At 68.9% G+C, this 23,822-nt stretch carries 19 protein-coding genes and 1 other RNA gene; 13 read left to right on the forward strand and 7 right to left on the reverse strand.

The genetic code is table 11. The annotated features are described in order from the left end of the window. The first annotated feature begins 51 nt into the window (after positions 1-51). Both pruA and HOV77_RS32740 read left to right on the forward strand, forming a co-directional pair. The gene (gene pruA / locus HOV77_RS32735; protein WP_290869709.1) at positions 52-1,680 is read left to right on the forward strand and encodes an L-glutamate gamma-semialdehyde dehydrogenase; all 1,629 of its coding nucleotides are present in this window, start codon (positions 52-54) and stop codon (positions 1,678-1,680) included. A gap of 132 nt (positions 1,681-1,812) precedes the next feature. Further along, positions 1,813-4,044: a helicase-associated domain-containing protein gene (locus tag HOV77_RS32740; protein ID WP_290869623.1), complete on the forward strand. Its 2,232-nt coding sequence runs from the start codon at positions 1,813-1,815 to the stop codon at positions 4,042-4,044. Here the strand turns inward: HOV77_RS32740 and HOV77_RS32745 are convergent. The 6 genes from HOV77_RS32745 to HOV77_RS32770 form a co-directional block, all read right to left on the reverse strand. Next, positions 4,014-5,003: a BadF/BadG/BcrA/BcrD ATPase family protein gene (locus HOV77_RS32745; protein WP_290869626.1), complete on the reverse strand. Its 990-nt coding sequence runs from the start codon at positions 5,001-5,003 to the stop codon at positions 4,014-4,016. The genes HOV77_RS32740 and HOV77_RS32745 overlap by 31 nt on opposite strands. Continuing rightward, positions 5,000-6,238: a 6-phospho-beta-glucosidase gene (locus HOV77_RS32750; RefSeq protein WP_290869629.1), complete on the reverse strand. Its 1,239-nt coding sequence runs from the start codon at positions 6,236-6,238 to the stop codon at positions 5,000-5,002. The genes HOV77_RS32745 and HOV77_RS32750 overlap by 4 nt, the downstream gene beginning before the upstream one ends. Before the next feature lies 1 nt (position 6,239). Continuing rightward, a complete protein-coding gene (locus tag HOV77_RS32755; protein ID WP_290869632.1) occupies positions 6,240-7,061 on the reverse strand; it encodes a carbohydrate ABC transporter permease in 822 nt (273 codons plus the stop codon). Continuing rightward, positions 7,058-8,035: a sugar ABC transporter permease gene (locus HOV77_RS32760; RefSeq protein WP_290869635.1), complete on the reverse strand. Its 978-nt coding sequence runs from the start codon at positions 8,033-8,035 to the stop codon at positions 7,058-7,060. The genes HOV77_RS32755 and HOV77_RS32760 overlap by 4 nt, the downstream gene beginning before the upstream one ends. A 2-nt stretch (positions 8,036-8,037) precedes the next feature. Then, positions 8,038-9,348: an ABC transporter substrate-binding protein gene (locus HOV77_RS32765; RefSeq protein WP_290869638.1), complete on the reverse strand. Its 1,311-nt coding sequence runs from the start codon at positions 9,346-9,348 to the stop codon at positions 8,038-8,040. Between the two features lie 103 nt (positions 9,349-9,451). Further along, positions 9,452-10,699, reverse strand: coding sequence for an ROK family transcriptional regulator (locus HOV77_RS32770; protein ID WP_290869641.1), 1,248 nt, complete (start codon positions 10,697-10,699; stop codon positions 9,452-9,454). Between the two features lie 271 nt (positions 10,700-10,970). Between HOV77_RS32770 and HOV77_RS32775 the strand changes: the two genes are divergently transcribed. The 8 genes from HOV77_RS32775 to HOV77_RS32810 all read left to right on the forward strand — a co-directional run bounded on the left by HOV77_RS32775 (position 10,971) and on the right by HOV77_RS32810 (position 18,634). Next, positions 10,971-11,486 (forward strand): PadR family transcriptional regulator, encoded by a 516-nt coding sequence (locus HOV77_RS32775; protein ID WP_290869644.1) that lies wholly within the window; start codon positions 10,971-10,973, stop codon positions 11,484-11,486. Positions 11,487-11,594: 108 nt separating this feature from the next. Next, complete coding sequence (gene prfB / locus HOV77_RS32780; RefSeq protein WP_290869647.1) at positions 11,595-12,716, forward strand: peptide chain release factor 2; 1,122 nt, start codon at positions 11,595-11,597, stop codon at positions 12,714-12,716. A 97-nt stretch (positions 12,717-12,813) separates the two neighbouring features. Then, a complete protein-coding gene (ftsE, locus tag HOV77_RS32785) occupies positions 12,814-13,494 on the forward strand; it encodes a cell division ATP-binding protein FtsE (RefSeq protein ID WP_290869650.1) in 681 nt (226 codons plus the stop codon). Between the two features lie 53 nt (positions 13,495-13,547). Continuing rightward, complete coding sequence (locus HOV77_RS32790) at positions 13,548-14,558, forward strand: permease-like cell division protein FtsX (RefSeq protein ID WP_290869653.1); 1,011 nt, start codon at positions 13,548-13,550, stop codon at positions 14,556-14,558. A gap of 55 nt (positions 14,559-14,613) precedes the next feature. After that, positions 14,614-15,876 carry a M23 family metallopeptidase gene (locus HOV77_RS32795; RefSeq protein WP_290869656.1) on the forward strand — a complete coding sequence of 421 codons (1,263 nt, stop codon included), beginning with the start codon at positions 14,614-14,616 and terminating at the stop codon, positions 15,874-15,876. Positions 15,877-15,926: 50 nt separating this feature from the next. After that, positions 15,927-16,403: an SsrA-binding protein SmpB gene (gene smpB, locus HOV77_RS32800; RefSeq protein ID WP_290869659.1), complete on the forward strand. Its 477-nt coding sequence runs from the start codon at positions 15,927-15,929 to the stop codon at positions 16,401-16,403. Positions 16,404-16,486: 83 nt separating this feature from the next. Beyond that, positions 16,487-17,272, forward strand: a complete 786-nt coding sequence (locus HOV77_RS32805) for a cellulose binding domain-containing protein (protein ID WP_290869662.1) — start codon at positions 16,487-16,489, stop codon at positions 17,270-17,272. Between the two features lie 60 nt (positions 17,273-17,332). Then, positions 17,333-18,634 carry an SRPBCC domain-containing protein gene (locus HOV77_RS32810; protein ID WP_290869665.1) on the forward strand — a complete coding sequence of 434 codons (1,302 nt, stop codon included), beginning with the start codon at positions 17,333-17,335 and terminating at the stop codon, positions 18,632-18,634. Positions 18,635-18,799: 165 nt separating this feature from the next. On the opposite strand, the gene ssrA is transcribed toward HOV77_RS32810, so the two are convergent. After that, positions 18,800-19,172, reverse strand: a transfer-messenger RNA (tmRNA) gene (ssrA, locus tag HOV77_RS32815). Between the two features lie 276 nt (positions 19,173-19,448). Between ssrA and HOV77_RS32820 the strand changes: the two genes are divergently transcribed. From HOV77_RS32820 to HOV77_RS32830, 3 genes are all read left to right on the forward strand, one after another. Continuing rightward, positions 19,449-21,089 carry a hypothetical protein gene (locus HOV77_RS32820; protein ID WP_290869668.1) on the forward strand — a complete coding sequence of 547 codons (1,641 nt, stop codon included), beginning with the start codon at positions 19,449-19,451 and terminating at the stop codon, positions 21,087-21,089. Between the two features lie 32 nt (positions 21,090-21,121). Then, positions 21,122-21,769 carry a hypothetical protein gene (locus HOV77_RS32825; RefSeq protein WP_290869670.1) on the forward strand — a complete coding sequence of 216 codons (648 nt, stop codon included), beginning with the start codon at positions 21,122-21,124 and terminating at the stop codon, positions 21,767-21,769. 66 nt (positions 21,770-21,835) lie between these two features. Then, entirely contained in the window at positions 21,836-23,728 is a 1,893-nt protein-coding gene (locus HOV77_RS32830) for a cell wall-binding repeat-containing protein (protein WP_290869672.1), read from the forward strand. The last annotated feature ends 94 nt before the right edge of the window (positions 23,729-23,822 follow it).

Consider the following 23,822-nt stretch of genomic DNA (forward strand, 5'->3'; position numbering starts at 1 on the left):
CAAGGATGTATGCGAGACCTTGCCACCGCAGCCAACGTCTGGGAGCACACCATGGATGCCCTGTTCGTCACGCCGGAACCCCGCAACGAACCGGTACGCGATTACGCGCCCGGCAGCCCGGAGCGGGCCGACCTCGAACGGCGGTTGACCGAGCTGGCGGCCGATCAGGTCGAGCTGACGATGACGGTCGACGGGCAGCAGCGGATGGCGGGCGGAGAGGCGATCGACGTCGTCCAGCCGCACAAGCATGCGCACGTGCTGGGAGTCACCCACAATGCGACTAACGCCGATGCGGTGGCGGCGGTGACGGCGGCCAGGAAAGCCGCGCCGATGTGGCGCGAACTTTCCTTCGAAGACCGCGCCGGGATCTTCCTGAAGGCGGCGGAGCTGCTGGCCGGACCCTGGCGCAGCACGCTCAACGCCGCCACGATGCTCGGCCAGTCGAAGACGGCGTACCAGGCCGAGATCGACTCCGCCTGCGAGCTGATCGACTTCCTTCGGTTCAACGTCCACTTCGGTCACAAGCTCCTCGGTGAGCAGCCGAACTCGTCGGCCGGGATCTGGAACCGCTTCGACCACCGCCCGCTCGAGGGCTTCGTATACGCCGTGACGCCCTTCAACTTCACCGCGATCGCGGGCAACCTGCCGATGTCGCCGGCGCTCATGGGCAACACCGTCGTCTGGAAGCCGGCCCACACCCAGCAGTTCGCGGCCCACTTCATCATGCGCCTGTTCGAGGCGGCCGGCCTGCCGCCCGGCGTGATCAACATGGTGACCGGCGACGGCATCGCCGTCTCGGACGTGACGCTGAGCGATCCGGACCTGGCGGGCATCCACTTCACCGGGTCGACGCGGGTGTTTCAGCACCTGTGGCGGACGGTCGGCGAGAACATCGAGCGCTACCGGTCCTACCCGCGGATCGTCGGGGAGACCGGCGGCAAGGACTTCGTCGTCGCCCACCCCAGCGCCGACCCGAAGGCGCTGACGACGGCGCTCGTCCGGGGTGCGTTCGAGTACCAGGGGCAGAAGTGCTCGGCGGCGTCGCGGGCCTACGTGCCGCGCTCGCTCTGGGAGTCCGGCGTACGCGACGAGCTGGCCGCCACGGCCGAGGCGATCACCTATGGCGATGTCAGCGACCTGGGCAACTTCGGTGGCGCGGTGATCGACGCCCGGGCCTTCGCCAAGCACAAGAACGTGCTGGAGATGGTGGCCAAGGACGATTCCTGCACCGTCATCGCCGGCGGCACCTGCGACGACAGCGTCGGTTACTTCGTGCGGCCGACCGTCGTGGAATCCACCGACCCGACGCACGAGATCTTCACGACCGAGTACTTCGGCCCGATCCTGGCGGTCTACGTCTACGACGACGCCGACTTCGAGGCGACCGTCCGCCAGGCCGAGAGCGCCGCTCCGTACGCGCTGACCGGGTCGATCTTCGCGACCGACCGCCGCGTCATCGAATGGGCGTCCACCGAACTGCGCTTCGCGGCGGGCAACTTCTACATCAACGACAAGCCGACCGGCGCGGTCGTCGGCCAGCAGCCGTTCGGCGGAGCCCGCGCGTCGGGCACCAACGACAAGGCGGGGTCGTGGCAGAACCTCGTCCGGTGGATGTCGCCGCGCACGATCAAGGAGACGTTCGTCCCGCCGACGGACTACCGCTATCCCCACATGGGGTGATCTCGAGCGTCACCTCGGTGGGGCTACGCTACGCGATCGCGCAGGTCCGCCGGGGTGACGTCACCCCCGATGTTGTCCACAGCCCTCGCCGGGCGATTGACCGGCGGGGGCTGTGCCGTGAAAGTGGGCGGCGTGACCGATGACGTTCTGCTGCACTGGCTGACGGAGATGGACCGCGACCGGCTGGCCGGACTGCTCCGTGGGCGGCCCGGCCTGCTCGGGCTCGACCCGTCCGGCGCCGTCGCCTCGCTGACGGAGCTGGCCGGCCGGCTGGCCGAACCCGAGTCGGCGAGCGAGGCGTTGGCCGGGATGCCGACGCCGGTGTTGCAGGTGGCTGAGGCGGCCGCAGTGCTGGGACCGGCGCCCGTCGGGCGGGATCGCCTGGCCGCGCTGCTCGGCCTCGCCGAGCACGACGCCGGGCTGGACCTGGCGCTCGGGCGACTCGAGCAGATCGGCGTACTGGTGCCCTGTGGGGGCATGCTGCTGGCCCCGGCTGATCTGCGGCTCGTCTTCCGGGAACCGTTGCGGCTCGGCCCGCCCGCCGCCGAGGTTCTGCATCCGTTGACCGCACCGCAGTTGACCGCCATCGCCCACGCCCTCGGGCTGCCGTCCGCCCGGCGTACGCGGGCCGACACGATGGCGTCGTTGCTGGACTTCTTCGCCGACGCCGACCGTGTCCGGGGCCTCGTCGCGCAGGCTCCCGAGACGACGCGGATGCTGCTGGAGGGCATCGCCGTCCGGGGTGTGCACCCGCCCTTCGGCGTGCTGCTCGACGCGTACGCCACGGCGGCCAACGAGGTGATCTGGGCGGAGGAACGGGGACTGCTGACCCGCCTCCACGGCTGGGGATACGCGATGCAGATGCCGTCCGAGGTGGGGCTGGCCCTGCGCGGGCACGATTATCAGGCGCCGTTCTCGGCCGAGCCGCCGCCGGTGTCGACTGTGGAGATTCCGAGTGGGCTGGCCGAGCGGTCGGCCGCCGCCGCGTTGACCGCCGCGGTCGACCGCGTCGTCGGCATCGTCGCAGCCTGCGATCAGCAGCCGGTGGCACTGCTCAAGGCGGGCGGCGTCGGCGTACGCGAGATCCGGCGGCTCGCCAAGCGGCTGGAGGTCCCGGAGCAGCAGGCCCGGCTGTGGCTGGAGATCGCCGGCGAGTTGGGCCTGGTCCTGGCGATGGACGCCGCCGAAGCCGCCGTGCTGGTGACCGAGGAGTTCGACACGTTCCGGCGGCTGCCCCCGGCCGAGCAGGCCGACCGGATCGTCCATGCCTGGCTGGCCGCGGGCGCCTTGCCGACCTGGGTGCCCCCGGAAGGCCGGCAGGAGCCGCCACTGTCCTATTTCGCCGGTGGTCCGTTGCCCGCGTTGCGGTTGACGGTCCTCGGGGTCGCCGGGCAGACGCTGGTCGGGTCGGCGGGCGAACCCCGTGGACTGTCCGACTTCGCCGATCTGGCCGAGGCCGTGCGGTGGTTCGCCCCGGTGCTCTCGACCGATCTCGCCGACGGCGTACTGGAGTCGCTCTGGTCGGAGGCCGAACTGCTCGGGTTGGTGGCCCACAATGCGCCCACGACGGTGGGGCTGGCCGTGCTGGCCACCGCCGAACCCGACTGTCCCGTCCGGATCGCCGCCGAACATCTGCTGAGCCCGGCCACGGCGGCCGGAATCTTCCAGGCCGACCTGACGGTGGTGGTGCCGGGCAGCCCGTCCGCTGCCTTGGTCGATCTGCTGGACTCCACCGCTGAGCGGGAAGGCCGGGGCGCGGCGTCGGTCTGGCGCTTCAGCGCCGGATCGGTGCGAAGGGCGCTGGACGGTGGGATGAGCCCGGAGGAACTGGAGAAGGCGCTCACGGAAGTCTCCCAGTCCGGCGAGCTGCCACAACCGTTGCGGTATCTGATCAGCGACCTGGCCCGGCAGCACGGCGCAGTCCGCGTACGCGCGGCGGGCTGCGTCATCCGGTCGTCCGACGACGCGCTGCTGGCCGAAGTAGCGGCGACGAGCCGGCTGCGGGACCTGGGTCTGTGGCAACCCGCCGAAGGCGTGCTGATCTCGTCTGCTGCCGCCGAGGAGACCCTGCGGCGGTTGCGTGAGGCCGGGTTCGCCCCGGTGGAGGAGGGCGATCACGGCGAGGTGATGGTGAGCCGCCGACCCGTACGCCGAGCGGCGACCCCCGAACGTCTCGCGGCCTCGGCGTTGGAACTCCCGGAGATGGTGAGCTGGAGTCTGGCCGACCCGGAGGAGCTGGCGGAGCGGCTGTTGACGCAACCGTCCACCGGCTCCGTCGAGGGCCACCGCCATCAGGGTCGCCGCCCGCAGGCGGACGATCTCGCGGAGATCGACTACCTGGAGCGGCTGTTCAGGATGGAGTGACGGGCCGCCGCCTTCGCCGAGTCGGTCGCAGCCAAGGCGTCCAGCCCCAGTAGGACTGCTCCGGTGACCGGGGGAGCGTCCAATACGACCGGGTTGGCTTGGGGCACGTCGCCGGCCAGCCCGGCGAGGATCGCCTCGTGCAACATCGGGTGGCGAGCTCGGAGGACGCCGCCGCCGAGGACGACGTCCACCGGCCGGTTGCGTAGACCGAGCCGGCCCGCCGCGACCGAGGCGAGCGCCACGATCTCGTCGGCCTGTCGCTGCACCACGCCGGTGGCGACCCCGTCACCGGCGGCGGCCACCTCGAAAAGGATCGGGGCCAGCTCGGTCAGCCGATCGCCGGGAATGTCGCCGAAGTGCAGGGCGATCCCGACTTCCTCCACTGTGGGCAGACCGAAGTGCCCGGCGATGGCCTCGACGAGCGAGGTGCCCGGGCCGCGGCCGTCCTCACCGCGTACGGCGTGCCAGAGGGCGAGCTGCGCGAGGTGGTGACCACCGCCCCAGTCACCGGTCACGACGCCCAACGCCGGAAACCGGGCGTACGCCCCGGCCGCCGTCCGCCCCAGGCAGTTGATGCCGGCCCCGCAGACCACCGCGATGGCGTCCGGATTGTCGGTGCCCGCTCGCAGCAGTGCGAACAGGTCGTTGTCGACTCGGTGCTGGGCGGCCCAGCCCGCTTCACCGACTGCCGTCATCAGCGTCGCCACCTCGACGGGCAGGTCGGCCCCGGCGAGGTAGACCTCCGCCCGATCGAGCGGAACCTCAGAGCCGAGCCCGGCCTCTTTGCGTACCTGCTGGATCAGGTCGCCCAGCAGCGCGATCGTCCCCGGTACGCCGATGTTGTGCGGCGATGAGGACGGCCCGCGTACCGCCGCCAGCACGGCGCCGTGGCCGTCGGCGAGGACCACGTCGGTCTTGGAGTTGCCGCCGTCGATCGCGACGATGAGCGGCGCGCTCACCGGTCGATCCACGGCAGGTGCGCGCGATTGGCCGCGAGCAGCCGATCGGTGAGCCCTTCGGCGAGGTCGTGCTGGCCGACGAGCGGATGAGCCAGCAGCGCGTGGTAGACCCGATCCCGTCCACCATGGACGGCTGCTTCGACCGCCAGCTCCTCGTACGCGCTGACGTGCGAGATCAGCCCGCGCTGGGACGGTTCCAGCCAGCCGCGCGGCTCGGGAGCCGGGCCGTCCGCCGTCACCGGCGCGGTCACCTCGACGACGGCGTCGTCCGGCAGGAACGGCAGTGTTCCCCGGTTGCGCACGTTGACCGAGTGGAACCCCGGTACGCCGTGCAGCGACTGCAGCAGCCCGAGCGCCGCCTCGGAGTAGAACGCGCCACCCCGTTTGGCGAGCAGCTCCGGCTTCGTCACGAGGGTGGTGTCGGCGTACATCGCGAGCAGCTCACGTTCGATCTCGGCGACCGCCTGACCTCGGGTCTGCGCACCCCGTTCTTTGGCCACCTCTTCGTCGTGGTGGTAGAAGTACCGCAGGTAGTACGAGGGAATGGCGCGCTGTGCCCTGATCACCTCGGTGGGAAATTCGACGTCCAGCTTTTCGTCCAGCATCCCGGGCAGCACGTCGACCCCGTCGACGTGGACGGCCCGTTCCCAGGTCAGATGATTCAGCCCGACGTGGTCCAGGCGTACGCCGTCGGGGTCCACGGAGTAGTGGGCGGCGATCCGGCGCTGGAGGCCGATGGCGACGTTGCACAGGCCCACCGCGCGGTGGCCGGCGTCCAGCAGCACCCGGGTCATGATGCCCACCGGGTTGGTGAAGTTGACGATCCACGCGCCGGGCTTGGCCAGCCGCCGAGCCTGGTCGGCCACGTCGAGCACGACCGGCACGGTACGCAGTGCCTTGGCGAGCCCGCCCGCGCCCGTGGTCTCCTGCCCGACACAGCCGCACTCCAGCGGAAACGTCTCGTCGCTGGTCCGGGCGGCCTGACCGCCGACGCGGAGCTGGATGAGCACCGCGTCGGCGTCGCTGAGCCCGGCGACCGGGTCGCTCGTCCACGTCACCCGGCCCGGGTGACCCCGGTGGGCGAAGATGCGCGCCGCGAACGCGCCCACCACCCCGAGCCGGTCCGCGGCCGGATCGATCAGCGCCAGCTCGGTGACGGGCAGCCCGATCCGGGCCACCCCGTCCACCAGCTCGGGGGTATAGGTCGATCCTCCGCCGACCACTGCGATCTTCATGTCAACCTTTCACTCCGGTGAGCGTCACGCCTTGCACGAACGCCTTCTGCGCGAAGAAGAACAGCACGATGACCGGAACCATCGTGATGAGAGTGGCGGCGCTGACGAGGTGCCATTCCACGTGGTGCAGCGTCCGGAACGACGCCAGCGCCAGCGAGATGGTCCAGTTCTCCTCGTTCTCGTTGGTGTAGAGCAACGGGCCGTAGTAGTCGTTCCAGGCGTAGAAGAACTGGAACATCGCGGCGGCGGCGATACCCGGCCGGGCCATGGGTAGCACCACCTTCAGCAGGGTTCGCCACTCGCCGCACCCGTCGATCCGGGCGGCGTCCAGGTACTCGTCCGGGATCGTCACGAGGAACTGCCGCAACAGGAAGATGGAGAAGGCGTCGCCCAGCAGCATCGGCAGGATCAGCGGCCACAACGTGCCGGTCAGATGCCCGTTGGCCCAGAGCATGTACACCGGGACCGTGGTCACCTGCGGCGGCAGCATCATCATGCAGATGATCAGGGTCATCATCAGGTTGCGGCCGCGCCAGCGCAGCTTCGCCAACGCGTACGCCGCCGGCACGCTGGACAGCAGCATCGCCCCGGTGGCGAGCCCGGCATACATCGCCGTGTTCCCGAGGTACTTCAGCAGCGGCGTCTTCGAGAACACCTCCGCGTAGTTCTCCGGATGCCAGGTATGCGGCCACAAGTCGGACGTGAAGGTCTGGTTGCTGGTCATCATCGAGGTGAGGGCCAGGAACAGCACCGGCGCGAGGAACATCGCCGACAACGCGATGGCCACGCTGTGCCGGGCGACGAAGATGAGCGCTCGGTTCATCGGTCGCTCCCAGTGAAGGCCTTGAACCGGCGGATGAGGATGACCGTGATGCTCATCGAGACGACGAAGAGCAACAGGGCCAGGACGTTGGCGTACCCGAAGAGGTTGTAACGGAAGCCCTCGGTGTAGAGCCACATCGGATAGGTGAGCATGGAGTTCTGCGGATAGCCGAACGTGCCCGAGACGCCGCCACCGCCCGTCACCTGGTTGGAGGCGACGCTCGCGGCGACCGCGGCCTGCGTGAAGTACTGCGCGCAACCGATGATGCCGGTGATGGTTGCGAAGACCAGGACGGGCTGAATCGTCGGCAGCGTGACGAACCGGAACTTCTGCCAGGCGTTCGCGCCGTCCAGCGAGGCCGCCTCGTAGAGGTCCACCGGCACGTCCAGCAGGGCCGCCACGAAGATGATCATCAGGTCGCCGATCGCCCACAGGCTCAGCAGGACCAGCGCCGGCTTGGCCCACGCCGGATCGTTGAACCACAACGGCCCGTCGATGCCCAGCCACCGCAGCATCGTGTCGACCGGCCCGGTCTGCGGCTTCAAGAGCAGGACGAAGGCGATCGTCGCGGTCACCGGCGGCGCGAGCGCGGGCAGATAGAACAGCGTGCGGTACGCACTCCGCGATCGCTTCATCGCGTTGAGCAGCATCGCCGTGAGCAGGGCACCGATGATGCGCGCCGGGACCATGACGGCGGTGAGCCACAACGTGTTCTTGGCGGCGACGCCGACCAGGGGGTCCTGGGCCAGGTGCCGCCAGTTGTCGAGCCCCACCCACTCCGGCGGGTTGATCAGGGTGAACCGGGTGAACGAGAAGTACACCGCGGCGACCAGCGGATAGCCGAGGAAGACGATGAGTCCCAGCAACGCCGGTCCGATGAAGGTGAGCACGACCAGGCGGGGGCGGCGCGACCCGCGCGCACCCCGCCGGAGGGCCGCGGTGTCGCGGCCCTCCGTCAGAGTGACCGTTGCCATCGTCAACCGGCCAGCTTGATGACGTCGTTGATCTGCTTGTCCACTTCAGACAGACCGGCCGTGAGGTCCTTCTTCTGACCCGACTGGTACGCGTCGACGAAGGTCCCGAAGGTCTCCTGGTACGCCGGCCCGACCGCGCTCGGCGGAGTAGTACTGCTCTGGGGATGGGCGAAGATGCTCAGGAAGACCTTGAAGTTGTCGTCGACCTGAAGGTCGGACGCGGTCAGCGCAGAGGTCAGGGTCGGGACGTTGCGAATGCCGTTGCTGAGCTTGACCTGCGCACTCTGATCGAGAGTGAGGTACTTGACCAGCGCCCAGGCGGCTTCCGGGTTCTTCGCCGTACGCGAGACGCCGATGACGTTGCCGGAGATGTAACCGGAGCCGTAGCGGCTCGCGTCGGCGGTCGGCAGCGGGCTGACGCCGTACTCGACGTTCGGGGCCTGGTCCTTCAGGAAGGCCTGCCGCCATTCACCGTCGACGGCCATCGCGATCTGGCCCTTCTGGAAGGCGTTGTCGGCCGACCACTCGTCGCCGAGGCTCGCCCGGAACTTCTCCAGCTTGTCGTAGCCGTACCAGTCGACGAGATCCTTCTGCCATTTGAGCAGGGCCTGCCATTGTGGGTCGCTGCCGATGGCGGAGGTGCCGTCCGGCTTGAGCCACTGCGCCCCGACCATCGGGCCGAGGTGCGACGGCGAGTTCTCGTAGAACCCGAACAGCGGCAGGAATCCCGCTCGTTCGATGGTGCCGTCCGGCTTGCGTACCGTCAGCTTCTTCGCGGCCTCGGTGAGTTCGTCGAGCGTCTTGGGCGGGTTCGCGATGCCCGCGTCGGCGAGCATCTTCTTGTTGTAGTAGAAGCCGTACGCGTCGGCCAGGAACGGCATCGCGCAACGCTTGCCGCGGAACTCGGTGTAGGACCGCACGACCTCGGGCATCACCTTGAGGTCGACGCCGTCTCGTTGGACGTAGGGGTTCAGATCGACCCAGCCGCCCGTGGCGCAGAACTTGCCGACGATGTCGGTGGAGTAGCTGATCGCCACGTCCGGGCCGGTCCCGGCGCCGATCGCCTGGACCACCTTGCTGTCGTCCTGGCCGCCCTTGACGGTCACCTTGACCTTCGGGTACTTCGCCTGGAAGTCGGCGATGATCCCGTCGATCGCCTTGGCCTCGCGTTCGGTGAAGAAGTGCCAGAGCTCGACCTCGCCGGACGGCTCGACGCCCGGGGTGGCGATCGGCTTCGGTTCGGGCGCCGGCGTGCAGGCCGCGGTGACGGCCAGCAGAACCGCGAGCCCGGCCAGAATCCGGGTACGACGCATCGAAGGTGCTCCTCTCGGAAGAGACCTGAAGAAGGTATGGGGGAACGCGGCGGCGGCCGATGGCCTCGCCGGATGGGTGTGAGGTGCTGGGGCGGTCGGCCGGTCAGCCGACTGGAACGTTGGCGCGCAGTGCGTCGATCAGCGAGTCCCGCACGGTACGCAGCCCGGCGTCGACGGCGCCGAGCAGCACCGCGTCGTCGGCGATGCCGGTGACCGCGATGGTGATGTCGAGGGGGATGGTGCTGGAGATGGCGGCGCGGACCCGACGCGCCAGTTCTTCGCCGCCCGCCTGGGCGACCTCGCCGGCGAGCACGATCAACGGGGGATCGAGTACGCCGGCCACCGCGCCGACGCACTGGCCCATGCGACAGGCCAGCTCGTCGAGGAACTTCTCGGCGTCGGCGGACCGGGCGTCCACAGCGGCCGTGACGGCGGCGGCCGCCCCGGACGCGGTCAGCCCGTACGCCGCCGCCAGCTCGACGACGGCGGGACCGCCGACGAGCTCCTGCATGTCCCGTGGACCCTGGCCGGGCAGGCCGACCGGGACGTAACCGATCTCGCCGGCCCCGCCCCGGGCACCCCGGAGCAGGCTGCCCCCGAGATCGATGGCCAGACCGAGACCTTCGCCGAACCAGAGCAGTGCGAAGCTGCTCGCCGGCTCCGCGTCGGCGCGGTCGCGGGCCAGCCCGGCGGCCACTCCGCGGCCGCGTTCGGCGATGGCGGCCAGGTTGACGTCGTTCTCCACCGCGACCGATGCGCCGAGTCGCTCGCTGAGCTGAGCGATCAGGCCCACTCGGTCGAACCCGGCGATGTCGATGTGCCGGATCACCCCGCCGGAGGCGTCGTAGGAACCGGGCACTCCGAGGTGGACGTGCGAGACGCCGGTCCGGTCCAGCCCGGCGAGGGCGATCAGCCGGCCGACGATCTCCTCGATCGCGACCAGTGGATCCACTTTCACCAGATCCACCCGATCGCGTACGCGGGCGTGCACTGTGCCCACGAGGTCGACCAGAGCTGCGGTGAACTCCGGGCGGGCCAGGTCGGTCGTCTCTTTGACGGAGACGGCCACCGCGTACGCCGCCGCCGGGTTCGCCGCGTAGATCTCGGCGTTGGGGCCTGGACCGCCCCGGGTGTGACCCACCACGATGGCCAGACCGGCGTCGGTGAGCCGGCGGAGGACGTCGGAGGTGGTCGGCTTGGACAGGCCGGTGAGCTCGCGCAGGTCACCTCGGGTCAGAGTGCCCCGATCGAGCAGATGGGCGAGGGTGGCGCTCTCGTTCATGGCGCGCAGGAGCTTCGAGGAACCGGCCAGTCTTCCCGCAGACTCGGTCCGCGGCTGGTGGCGCAGCATCTCCCGCTCCCTCGCTCTCGCCTCGCGCAGCGGCACGCGTGTTCACCGCCTGTCGTGCGCGATCCTAGTAGGTTCGAACTGTTAGGCAAACTGACTAACTATAGCGGCAGAGTAAACGAGCAGGATGACACCGTCAAGAGGATAAATCGGACACCGTGACAAGCGGATCGTCCGGACGTCTGGTCCGTCCTGGACTGTCTCCGCAAGACAGTGCACAGTGGAATGAGCGGAAATAGTGGACAGAGGACCGACAAAGTGGCAGCGTAGAGGCATGGCGGAAGCAGGAATCAACGCAACCGCAGCAGCCGTTCTCGGCCTGCTGCATGAGGGACCCATGACAGGCGGCCAGCTCATGGCCGCCGCGGACCGGCGCCTCGGCGCATACTGGTCGATGACGCGCAGCCAGGTCTATCGCGAGCTGCCCGCGCTGGCCGAGCTGGGCTACGTCAAGCTGGGCAAGCCCGGTCCCCGGGCCAGCCAGCCCTACGCGATCACCGCAGCCGGCAAGCGGGCGTTCACCCGCTGGCTCGCCGAGCCGCCCGGGCGCGATCTGCTGCGCAACCCCACCGCTCTGCGGGTGGCCTTCGGTTCGCAGCACACCGCGGGTCAGCTCAAGGAGCTGGTCGCGGGCGCGAACGAGTACCACAACGAGGCTCTGGCCACGGCCAGGGAACAGGCCAAGGAGGCGAAGAAGGAGGGGGACGAGTACGGCGCCGCTGCGCTGGACTTCGCCGTCGCCTATCACAAGGCCGCTCTCGCCTGGTTGAAGACGGCGCCCTCGAAGTAGGGATTCGACCCGGTAAGACCAGGTAGACATGATTAATTCGGTGTGGGCGGTTGCGGACTGCCCACACCGAGGTATTTCTGATTGCGGGTCCGCGTAGTCTTGTTTGACGTGACAGTCGCCGATTACGCCGATCAGTTCAAGCAGCTCGATGCCACGCTGCGCAATGTCGAGAAGGTCCTGGACCTCGACCGGCTGCGCCGCGACAAGGCCGGGCTGGAGGAGCAGGCGTCCGCCCCGGACCTGTGGGACGACCAGGCCAAGGCGCAGCAGGTGACGTCACAGCTCTCCTATGTCAACAGCGAGATCTCCCGGATCGAAGGCCTGCGCCGCCGGCTCGACGACGCCCAGGTGCTGCTGGAGCTGGCCGAGGCCGAGGCCGACCCGTCGGCGATCGCCGAGGTCGGCACCGAGCTGGCCGGGCTCGGCAAGGCGATCGAGGAGATCGAGGTCCGGACCCTGCTGTCCGGGGAGTACGACTCCCGGGAGGCCCTGGTCAACATCCGGGCCGGCGCGGGCGGCGTCGACGCGGCCGACTTCGCCGAGATGCTTCTGCGGATGTATCTGCGATGGTCCGAGCGCCACGGCTATCCGACCGAGGTCTACGACACCTCGTACGCCGAAGAGGCCGGCCTGAAATCGGCCACCTTCGCCGTCAAGGCGCCGTACGCGTACGGCACGCTCAGTGTCGAATCCGGCACGCACCGGCTGGTCCGAATCAGCCCGTTCGACAACCAGGGCCGTCGGCAGACCAGCTTCGCCGGCGTCGAGGTGCTGCCGGTCGTGGAGCAGACCGACCACATCGACATCCCCGAGAACGAGATGCGGATCGACGTCTACCGGTCCTCCGGCCCGGGTGGCCAGTCGGTCAACACCACCGACTCGGCCGTACGCATCACGCACATCCCGACCGGGATCGTCGTCACCTGTCAGAACGAGAAGTCGCAGCTCCAGAACAAGGCGGCGGCGCTGCGCGTACTCCAGGCCCGGTTGCTCGAACGCAAGCGCCAGGAGGAGCAGGCCAAGCTGCAGGGGCTGAAGACCGATGCGGCCGGCTCCTGGGGCGACCAGATGCGCAACTACGTCCTGCACCCCTACCAGCTGGTCAAGGACCTGCGGACGGAGCAGGAGACGGGCAACCCGACCGCGGTGTTCGACGGTGACCTCGACGAATTCATCGAGGCGGGCATCCGATGGCGCAAACAGCAGCAAATGGAGTCCGCCTCCAGCTGATCGGACAGCTAGTTCTGTTCGAAAGGGTGAAGGTTTGTCCTCGGCTGGGTGGCCGCGGCGGTTCACAGCCGAGCAGGACCGGCTAGACTCTCGTCCCGTGATTCGGCTCGAGCATGTGACCAAGACCTATCCGAAGGCGTCCCGGCCCTCACTGGACGATGTGTCGGTCTCGATCGAGAAGGGCGAGTTCGTCTTCTTCATCGGTCCGTCCGGCTCAGGCAAGTCCTCCATCATCAAGATGTTGCTCCACGAGATCGCCCCGAACCGGGGCAAGGTCTACGTGAACAACAAGGATGTGACCTCCATCCGGGGCTGGGGCATCTCCAAGTTCCGTCGTTCCATCGGCTGTGTGTTCCAGGACTTCCGGCTGCTGCCCAACCGCACGGCGTACGAGAACGTCGCGTTCGCCCTCGAGGTGATCGGCAAGTCGAAGGCCGTCGCCCGGCGCGTAGTGCCCGAGGTGCTGGAGCTCGTCGGCCTGGGCGGCAAGGAGCACCGGTACCCCCATGAGCTGTCCGGTGGTGAGCAGCAGCGCGTCGCGGTGGCGCGGGCGTTCGTCAACCGCCCGCTGATCCTGCTCGCCGACGAGCCGACCGGTAACCTGGACCCGGACACGTCGATCGAGATCATGCGTCTGCTCGATCGCATCAACCGGACCGGGACCACCGTCGTCATGGTGACCCACGACTCCAACATCGTGAACCAGATGCGCCGCCGAGTGATCGAGATCGAGGGCGGCCGGATCGTTCGAGACCAGGCCCGAGGCGTCTACGGCTGAGCCTGACCTCCCAGACCGATCCGAACCCCCTACCTCGCGGAGGAATATCCCCGATGCGCGCGAAATACGTCCTGACCGAGGTCTTCGTCGGTCTGTGGCGCAACGTGACGATGACGATCGCCATGATCATCACGATGGCGGTCTCGCTGACCATGCTCGGTGCCAGCCTGATGCTGTACTGGCAGGTCGGCGAGATGAAGGACTGGTACTACGCCCGTGTCCAGGTCTCGGTCTTCCTCACGCCGGAGATCACCGACCAGCAGCGGTCCGATCTGAAGGCCCGGCTGGAGCAGGACCCGGCCGTCGAGAAGGTCTTCTACGAGGACCAGGAGACGGCGTACAACCGCTTCAAGGAGCAGTTCAAGGATCTGCCCGACCTGGTCAAGTCGGTGGAGCCCACGTCGCTGCCGGCGTCGTTCCGGGTCACTCTCAAGGACCCCGAGAAGTCCGCCCAGTTCGCGACGGCGCTCGAGGCGGCGGCCGGGCTGGACCAGGCCGACGCGGAGACCACCCCGTCGCCGTCCGCCTCGGCGAGCGCTTCGCCGGGGGCATCCACCGGTACTGGGACGGATACGACCACCAACACCACGGCAAGCGGGGCCGACCAGCCGATAGTCGGCATAAAACAGGTGGTCGACCAGAAGAAGCTGCTGGAGAAGATCTTCGGGATCATCGGCTCGATCCAGAACATGTCCCTGATCGTCTCGATCGTCATGGGTATCGCGGCGCTGTTGCTGGTGGCGAACACGATCCAGGTCGCGGCGTACAGCAAACGGCGAGAAGTCGCCGTCATGAAGCTTGTGGGCGCGTCGAACTGGTTCATCCAAGCGCCGTTCGTGCTCGAGGCGGTCTTCGCCGCGGTCCTCGGCTCCGTGATCGCCTTCTTGCTGCTCGTCTGCGGCAAGGTCTTCCTCATGGACGGATCACTCAAGAGCCTCCAAGAGATCATCACTCCGATCAAGTGGGGCACAGTGCTGCTGATGCTCCCGGTCCTGGCCGCCATCGGTGCCGCGATCAGCGCGACTACCGGCTGGGTCACACTTCGGGCGTACATCAAGAAGTAGCTCCCTTTTAGGGGTATTTCGCCGCTGCGGCGTCGTATATCGGTAAGCTGCCGATATGCGACGCCGCAACCGGTTTCAGCGACCGGTCATCGCGTTCGTGGCCCTGGCAGTCACGCTGCTGACGGGCATGCCGTCCGCGTACGCGCGACCGGACGACCCGCGCGGTGACTACAACCGGATCCAGGCCGAGCTGAAGCGGACCGGGGCTGCGTTGGAAGGCGCCACCCAGCGTGCCGCCGACGCGGTCGCCCGGTATCAGGCGGCTGTCGCGGCCCTGCCGGCGGCAGAAGACCGGATCGCCGTGGCCAAGGGAACCGTGACGGCTGCGACGGTGCAGGCCCAGACCGCCGAACGGAAGGCCGCCGAGGCCGCTGCGGCGCATCAGGCGGCCGAATCGGTGGTCCAGACGAAGACGCAGGCCGTCGCGGCCGCGCGGCAGCGGCTGAGCGCGTTCGCGGTGGCGGCGTACACCGGCAGCGCGGTGGCCGAGTTCAACATGCTGCTGGAAGTCCGGTCACCTGAGCAGATGATCGAACGGGTCGGCTACCTCGAACGGATCGCCGATCACGAGCAGGCCGCGATCGTGCAGGCGCGGGCGGCCCGGCTGGCAGCCCGATCCGCCGCCAACGCCGCCGAGCTGTCCCGGCGAGCGGCGGCCGACGCCGAGCAGCTCGCCCACGACCGGCTGACCGAGGCCCAGGCGGCCCAGCAGGAGGCGGCCGCCGCCCAGGCCGACCTGGTGCGGCTGGTCGCCGAGCGGAAGGCCGCCAGCGACGTCGCCGACTCGGAGAAGGACGCGGTCCTGCGGCAGTACCGCGAGCAGCAGGAGGAGTCCGACCGAATCGCTGCCAAGCTGCGCTCGTGGGAGGCGGCTCAGCAGAACAAGGGGCCGGTCCTACGTCCGGGAGCCGGGCTGATCATCCCCGTCCGCAACGCCTGGAAGTCCAGTGACTTCGGTATGCGGTACGACCCGTACTACCACGTCTGGCAGCTGCATGCCGGGGTCGACCTGGCCGCCGACGGCGGTACGCCGATCTACGCGGCCGCCGACGGGGTGGTCTCCTACGCCGGTTGGGCCGGGGGCTACGGCAACTACACGTGCATCCGCCATGGCCAGTCGCGTGGCAAGTCGATGAGCACCTGTTACGGCCACCAGTCCCGGATCCTCGTACGCGACGGGCAGCGCGTACGCCAGGGGCAGCTGATCGGCCGGGTGGGCACCACCGGCGCCTCCACCGGCAACCATCTGCACTTCGAGGTACGCCTCGACGGCCGCCCGGTGAACCCGCTCCCGTATTTGCCTGGGTGTCTCTGCTAGCGCCCGAGTAGACTCGCACGGTTGATGAAGCAGCAGGAGGATGAGCAGCCGTGCCACGGGAGAAGGGCCGCAAGGTCGTAGCGACGAACCGCAAGGCCCGCCACGACTATGCCATCCTCGAAACCTACGAGGCCGGGATCGTGCTGACCGGCACCGAGGTCAAGTCGCTGAGGATGGGCCGGGCGTCGCTGGTCGACGCGTTCGGCCAGGAACGCGACGGGGAGATCTACCTGCATCAGCTGCACATCCCGGAGTACACCCAGGGCACGTGGACCAACCACGACCCTCGGCGTACGCGCAAGCTGCTGATGCACCGCACCGAGATCCAGAAGCTGCTCGGCAAGCTGACCGAGTCGGGCCTGACGCTGATCCCGCTCAGCCTCTACTTCTCCGACGGCTGGGCCAAGGTGGAGCTCGGCCTCGCACGCGGTAAGAAGTCCTACGACAAGCGGCAGGACATCGCCACCCGGGACGCCAACCGGGAGATCCAGCGGTCCCTGGGCCGCCGGAACAAGGGAATCGAATAGCCGACCGGGCAAGGGTTCTCGGCGCGTGCAGACGGTAATCTCCGCTGAGGTTTGATCCCCTCGGCCTTGGGAGGACGTGCGCAGTGGCTAGGCACCGGCGTGACGACGACGAGTTCGCCGCGGCGGACCCGACGGTGGTGCTGCCGGCGGTCGTCCCGGCCGACCAGGACGTCGGTTTGGACATCGGCGTCGACACCGGCGAGGAACTCCGCTCCGACACCGGCCGCGGCGTGCGTAGGGGCGGGCGTACGGTCAGCCCGCTGCTGGTCGGTGCGGGTGGTGTCGCCCTGACGCTGGTGCTGGTCGTCGGGGGCTGGGCGCTGGCCGGGGGCCACAGCGACGGGGGTGACCCGCTCGTCTACCCGTGGAGCTCCGAGTCGCCGGGACCGATCGACCTCTCGGTCAGTTTCGAGCCGACGGTTCTGCCGTCGCCGACCGTCGTCCCGTCGTCCAGTCCGAGTTCGGCCGGCCCCCGCCCGACGCGGAGCCGGTCGGCCAGCCCGAGCCCGTCGGTCTCGCCCAGCCCGTCGACGGAGTCGATCACCAGCGGAATCTCCGCCCGGGTGTTCGACTCGCGGGTGTGGCAGGATGGGTTCGTCGTCCATTTCGCGGTCACCAACAAGACAGCGGTGGCCGCCGGCTGGCAGGTGAAGATCGTCTACTCGGCTGCCGTCGTGATCGACCAGCCTTGGAACGCCAAGGTGGACACGAGGACCGGAACCACGATGACGTTCACCGCCGATCAACCCCTGGCGGCCGGTCAGTCGATAGACTTCGGCTTCGTCGCGTACCGGACACGCGGTGCCGACCTCGGCCTTCCGGTCACCTGCGCCATCGACGGAAAGCAGTTCCCCTGCTCGCTGACGTGACAGCACATCCGGCGAATGCCGGACAGCGACGCCGACCGAAGACGGAATATATTTCACCTCGTGAGCGAGATAAGCGTTGATGTGGATCTCCCGCACCCGCCGCACCGAGTGTGGCGGGCGCTGACCGATCGCCGCGTACTCGCCACCTGGTTCATGCAGACCGATCTCGAGGCGCTGCCCGGCGCGGTCGGCCGCGCCTTCCCAAGCGGCATTCCCGGCTTCACCGGGCCGTTCGACATCGAGGTCGTCTCGGTCGGGCCCGAGCGGCTGCTGGTCATGCGGTGGCGCGGCGACCAACTGCACGTCGAGGTGCGCTGGGAGCTTGAGGAGCTCACCGGCGGAACCCGGTTGCGGGTCAGCCAGACCGGCTTTCTCGGGGTGAACGGAACGCTCCGGCGGCGGGAACTGCGTCGTGCGTACCAGCAGCTCTTCGGGGAAGAACTGCCCGCGGTCCTGGACCGCGCCGTGACGGGCGAGCCCCGCGTGATCCCGCGCCAGCGCGTGCAGCAACCGGTGGTCGCGGCGGTGGGGGTCGAGAACGAGCTGCCCTCCGCCGCGCCGCGCGACGACCTGAGCGACCCGTCCGATCCGTGGGCGCTCAGCGACCCTTCGGTCATGGCCGGGGTTGGTCACGCGCCCACGCCCGTCGACGAGGACAGTCTCGCCACGACCGCGCCGCCGCACGGTTTCGCGGGGCGGCTCGCGACCGCGTTTCCGCTTCAGGAACGGGTACGCGCAGCGGCGATCACGGTGACCGTGGCGTTGATCGTGGTGACCGTGGGCTGGCTGTGGCTCACCCGTCCGGTGCATGTGGACGCACCGTCCGACGCTTATCCGGTGGCCACTCACGAGCCCGGAATCAACCTGCCCGCGCAGTCGCCGTTCGTGCTGCCCAGCGGTGCTCCCACCGGGGCGGGCACGGTCGCGCCGAGCACCACCGGCACGCCGGGCGTCTCGGCGAGCCCGTCTGGATCGCCGACCGTCGAGACGTCGACCAGCGGCACCCCGCCGGTGCAGCCCGCTCTCACCGCCGAGTACGCCACGCAGAGCTCCACCGGACTCCTCGGCTACAAGGTCGCGGTGACGGTGACCGTGCATAATCCGGGCACGTCACCCCACAGTGGCTGGACCGTCGTCCTGACCGTGCCGTCCGGTGCGACCGTGGACTCGAACTCGGGCTCGGTGCAGGTCTCGAAGTCGGGCGGGCAGGTCACGATCACGCCGAAGGACGGAAGCAAGGTCGTGAACTCCGGCAGTGACGTCGCCTTCATCGTGACGTTCAGCGGCGGTGCGCTGCTCGGCATCGGCAGCGGGGGAGTCACCGGCTGCACCGTCGACGGCGTCACCTGCACCAAGGCCTGAACCCCGCTGCCTTTTCGCTCCTGCGCGCTGGCCGCCCCTTCGGCCGCTGGATCAGGGTTCTCGGTCGAATCTTGGCAGGAATACGACCCAGATCCCTGATTCGGTGCCCAATCGGGAGTGCGGGCACGAGAAAGGCCCCGGACCGGGTGGTCCGGGGCCTTCGCCAAGTGGAGGTGCGGGGAATCGAACCCCGGTCCCTCGCCGCCTTGGCAGGGCTTCTCCGAGCGCAGCTCGCTGTGTCTCTCTCGGCCCCACCGATCACGCGAGCGAGTCGGTGTGACGGGCCCAGTCGCGATTGATCTCGCCGCCCCAGCCCCGCGACAGGACCGGATTGGCCAGCCTACTAACTGATGCCGGTGAACTAGGGCGTAGGCGTCCCTAGACCGACAGACCTGCTACTCGCCTCAGGCGGCGAGAGCGAGGTCAGCGCGATTAACCTTGGCGCTTATAGGTTTTCGACGTCGATTAACGAGACGGCGTCGACTTCCTCGGCTCGCTTCTCCTGCCGCAACGTACGCGGTCGAAACCTGTCACCCCCAGTGAGGGCGCCGCCCGGGTGGGCGACTTCGTCAAGGTTAACGTCTGCGCGCTCGGAAGTCATCCCGTTATCCCCGTCACACCGCCCAAATCGGTAATAATACTCTGATTGCGTCAACTGGTAGGTAACGCTCAGGAAACAGCGAGGCGGCTAACTTACCGTGACGTCGGGTTCCCGATTACCGCTAGACGGAGTTTCTCAGACGTGACGCTCAGTGACCCTGCTCAGGCAGGCGCGAGTACCGCTGCCCAGTCGGATCGGCCCGCGAACCGGGTAGTGGCACGCTGGCTGCCCGCCGCGGTGCTCTTCCCGGTCCTGCTGATGACCCTGTGGCTGCCGCTCAACGGTGACGTCCAGTACGCCTTGGGCGGGATCGAAGCGGCGGGCCGGGGCGGCGTGAGCGTCTGGGACGTCTTCGTCGCGCGGCCGATCGCGTACCGGCTGTTCGTGGGCGGCCTCGACGGTCTCCGGGAACTCTTCCCCGGCACCGGCTCTTGGGCGGCGAAGAACGCGATCGTCCGGTTGGAGACCGATCTCGTCATCGTGCTGATCGGGGTCGCGCTCTTCCTCGGCCTGCGCCGGTTCTGTCGGCCGTCGATCGCGTCGGTCGGCGCTCTCGCGACTACGGCGGCGCTGATCGTCTCGCCGCCTTGGCATTTCCTGCAGCCTGACTGGGTCGCCGCGCTGGCCGGCGTACTGGCGGTCGGGGCGGCTCTCGCGCCGAAGCGGCTGTGGCTCGGCGCAGTGCTCGGCGGGTTCGCCACGTTCCTGACTCTCGCCGTGAAGCTGGCGACCGCCCCGATCGCAGCGATCGCGGTGCTTTTGATCGCGGTGCTGTGCCTGCGCCGGGCGGTCTGGACCGCGGTGGCCGCGGTCGGCTTCACCGGCCTCTGGTACGTACTGACGAAGCAGTTCCTGCCCTGGGAGTGGACCTGGTTCGCCGATCAGGCGGCGTTGGTGCACAACTCGCCGATCCACCACGCGCCCAACCTGGCCGACTTCCGGAAGTTCCGGATGGCGATGTACGACGTCATGATCTTGAGCCCGATCGTCGTCCTCGCCCCGGCCGCGGTCGTGGTGCTGGCTCGCCGCAAACTCCGGTGGTACGCGTTGGCGATCGTGATCGCCGGGCTGTCCGTCTCGTCGGCGTACGCCCAGGGCGAGTGGTTCATGTACCACTTCGCAGTGCTTCCCGTGCTCGCGGCCGGAGTCTGGGGGGCTGCGTTCGGAGCCGACCGGCGTGCCCGGTTGCCGCTCGGCATCGGCCTGGTGGCGGTGGCCGTCGCGAGCCAGATCCTGCTGCGCCAGCCGTACGCCTGGCGGGCGAGCCACCTCGGGTTGGTCAGCAAGGCGTACCTGGCGGTGGCGGTCGTCTTGGCGGTGGTGCTCTGGTTCGTCACCCGACGCTCCGGCCAGAACACGGATCGAACTCGCTGGTGGACGACAGCGGCGGGCACCGCCGGGGTGGTCATCGCGATGCTTCCGGCTGCCCTCCCGGCCAGCGGGTACGCGTTCACCGGCTACAACGCGACTGTCCGGATCTTCTACGGGTATCCGAAGACCACCGTGGAGGATCTCCGTTCCCAGATCGGTGCGGACACTCCGGTGCTGTATCTGACCTTCGGCAATCTCGCGTACCGGCTCGAGAATCCGACGGCCTGCCGTTACCCCTCGCCGCAGTGGCTGCAACGCGGCGCCTACCTGCCCGCGGTTCGCGACTATCCCAGCTACGCCGACAACCTGCGCTGCTTGACCGAGGACACGACTGCGCGCTACGTGCTGATCAATCCCGTGTGGTTCCGCGTCGCGGGATCGTCCCCGCAGGTCCGGGCGCTGCTGGCGGCCAAGTTCGACTGTTCGGACGAGGCTCGCGTGCCGGCGCCGCCCGGTCTCCTGGTCTGCCCGGCCCGAGCTTGACGTCACCCGCCGACGGCCGGTAGGAACGGCGAGTGCGCCCGGCTGACGTCCCCATGCCCGCCGCCGTCGCGGCTCGGCCCCGCGACGATCGCGGCTATCCGGTTCTCGCGATCACGCCCTGGTCCGAGGGCCGTCCACGCTTCGCGGCCACCGGCACCGCGCGCAGCTATCTCTGCGCGGTCGAACGGCGTTGTTCCATCTGTGGTACGCCGATGGCGGCCGGACCGGTCTGGCGAGTCGTCGGCGGGGCGGAGGCGGAGGCCATCGCGACCGCGATGGCGGCCGGTCAGGCGTACCGGAACGAGGCGGCCACTGTGGAGGCTCCCGGACACCGGGACTGCATGCTGTACGCCGCCGTGGTCTGCCCCTATCTCGCCGAGCCGACCGCACGCCGGCAGCAGACGGGTTCCCAGGCGGGCATGGCGCGCGGCGAACGTCGTGGCGCCGGTGGGGCGGTCGTCGGCTTCGCCGCCATGGAGTTCCGGTACGCCGAGGTGATGATGTTCCGGTTCGCCGACGTCGTCGAGTTCCTCCCGCACGACACCGGCGAGGAACAGTTGCCGCGGCTGGTGTCGGCAATATCGCAGTCGACCCCGGCAACGGCCGAATGCCCTGAGTACCTCCTGTGTGACGAGGAATCGGCGACCCGCCGCTTCACCACCTATCTGGACGGTCGCTGATACCGTTCCGCTCGGCATCTGCCGACTCGAAATCCGGATGCGGTGCCCCCTCAGCCAGGAGACTCCATGCGTACTCTGCTCACTCGTCAACGTGCCGCCACCGCTGCGGTCCTCATCGCCTCGGTGGCCGTGCTGGCCGCCTGTGGCGAGAAGAAGGACCCGTCGGCCGACCCCAGCGCCTCGGCGGCCCCGGCCATCGCCGCCGGCGCGGTGCTCATCTCCGACGGCACCGCTGTCGTCCGGATCGGCGACCGCAAGGTCACCTTCCCGACGACGGTCAAGGACGCCGCCTGGTCGCCCGACGGCAGCCGGATCGCCTACGTCGACGGTGACGGCAACATCTCCACCAGCCGCCCCGACGGTTCGGCCCGGGCCGTGCTCACCAGCGCGAAGGCGGGCACCACGCGATCGGAGCCGACGTGGTTCGGCTACCGGGTCGTGTTCACCGAGACCGACGGCAAGGGCGTGTCCCGGCTGATGCAGGCCGGCGCGAACGGGGCGGTCGTGGCGTACTCGAAGGAGACGGTGACCCAGGCCTACCTCGGCCCGGATCTGCCCGAGACGGGTGCCTCCCAGGCCAACGCCGTGATCAGCGCCGACCTCGTCGGCGAGACCGCCGAAGTGGCGTTCGTGGCGAAGACCTCGAAGGGCAGCGACGTCTGGGTCATCGACGTCAACCAGCGTGAGCCGTACGGGGTGAAGATCGCCGCCGGGACGGATCCGGCACTTTCGCCCGACGGCAAGCAGGTCGCGTACGTCGGCAAGGACGGCCAGGTCGCCGTGGCCACAGTGGAGTTCGGCTACAAGAAGACGATCAAGTCCCACCCGGTCACCACCGGAGCTATGTCGCCGAGCCATCTCGTCTGGTCCGCGGACGGCCAGCGCGTGGCGTACTCGACCTCGACTGGAATCGAGAGCGTGGCCGCGGCCGGTGGTGACAAGCAAGAGGTGTCCTCGACCCCGGGCGCGGCCGCGTACCTGCCGGTAGCCCGCGACAAGGTGACGCGAGTGACCGGCGCGGACCCGGTGGCCACCGCGATCGCGGCCTCGAAGCTGCGGTATCCGGCCGTCAAGAAGTACATGCCGTCCGAGGCCCAGGAACCGGCGAACGGCGTCGTCCTGACCTCCGCCGCGAAACCGGAGTACGCCCTCGTCGCCGCTCAGCTGGCCTGGGCCGCGCACGGTCCGATGCTGATGACCTCGGGTCCGAGTCTGGACGCCCCGGTGGAGGCGGAGCTGAAGCGGCTCTTCGGCACGATCGACAAGTCCTACGGGAACGGCCCGACGGTGTACCTGGTCGGCGGGGAGGACGCCTTGTCGGCGGCGACCCAGCAGGCCCTCAAGAAGGCGGGCTACCAGGTCGAGCGGGTCACCGGTGCCGACCAGTACGCGGTCGCCGCCTCCGCCGCCAAGGTGACCCGATACATCGACGACGTGTTCGTCGTGGACGGCAAGGACGCGAAGCTGGCCGCCACGGTCGCCGGCGCGGGTCGCGCGGGTGGCCTCATCCTCACCGATGGTGAGACGCTGACCGACGCCGGCAAGGCGGCCCTGCAGTCGATCTACGAAGGCGCGCACGTATACGTCGTCGGAGCGGCGGCGCAGAAGGCACTGGCCGGTGGCTGGCCGGGCAAGTCGGCCAAGATCGAGGTCACTCCGGTCGCACCCGACGGCGACCTCAGCAGCGTGCTCGCCGCGCTGGCGGCCAGCCCGCGCCTCGCGGTGTTGGCCGACCCCGCCTCGCCGGTCGAGGTGGCGATCGCGGTCGCGCTCGCCCACTCGTTCGACGGTCAGCTGGTGCTGGCCACGGCGTCCGGTGTGGACGATGCGACTTCGCAGTGGCTGGTGAAGACGTCCGGGTCGATCGACACGGTGTACGTGGTCGGCGCCGGGGTGCCAGCGGCCGCCGAGACCGCCGTCGGCCAAGCGATCAGCGGCCCCCTGGGCTACACCTCCTAACCCCCTCTGTGCGTTGATCATGAACCTAGGGTCCCGACCGTCCGGCGTGTCGTGCCCGAAAGTTCATGATCAACTCTGTTATGGCCTGCTCGAA

The organism is Hamadaea sp. (genome assembly GCF_013362815.1).
Classification (GTDB): Bacteria; Actinomycetota; Actinomycetes; order Mycobacteriales; family Micromonosporaceae; genus Hamadaea.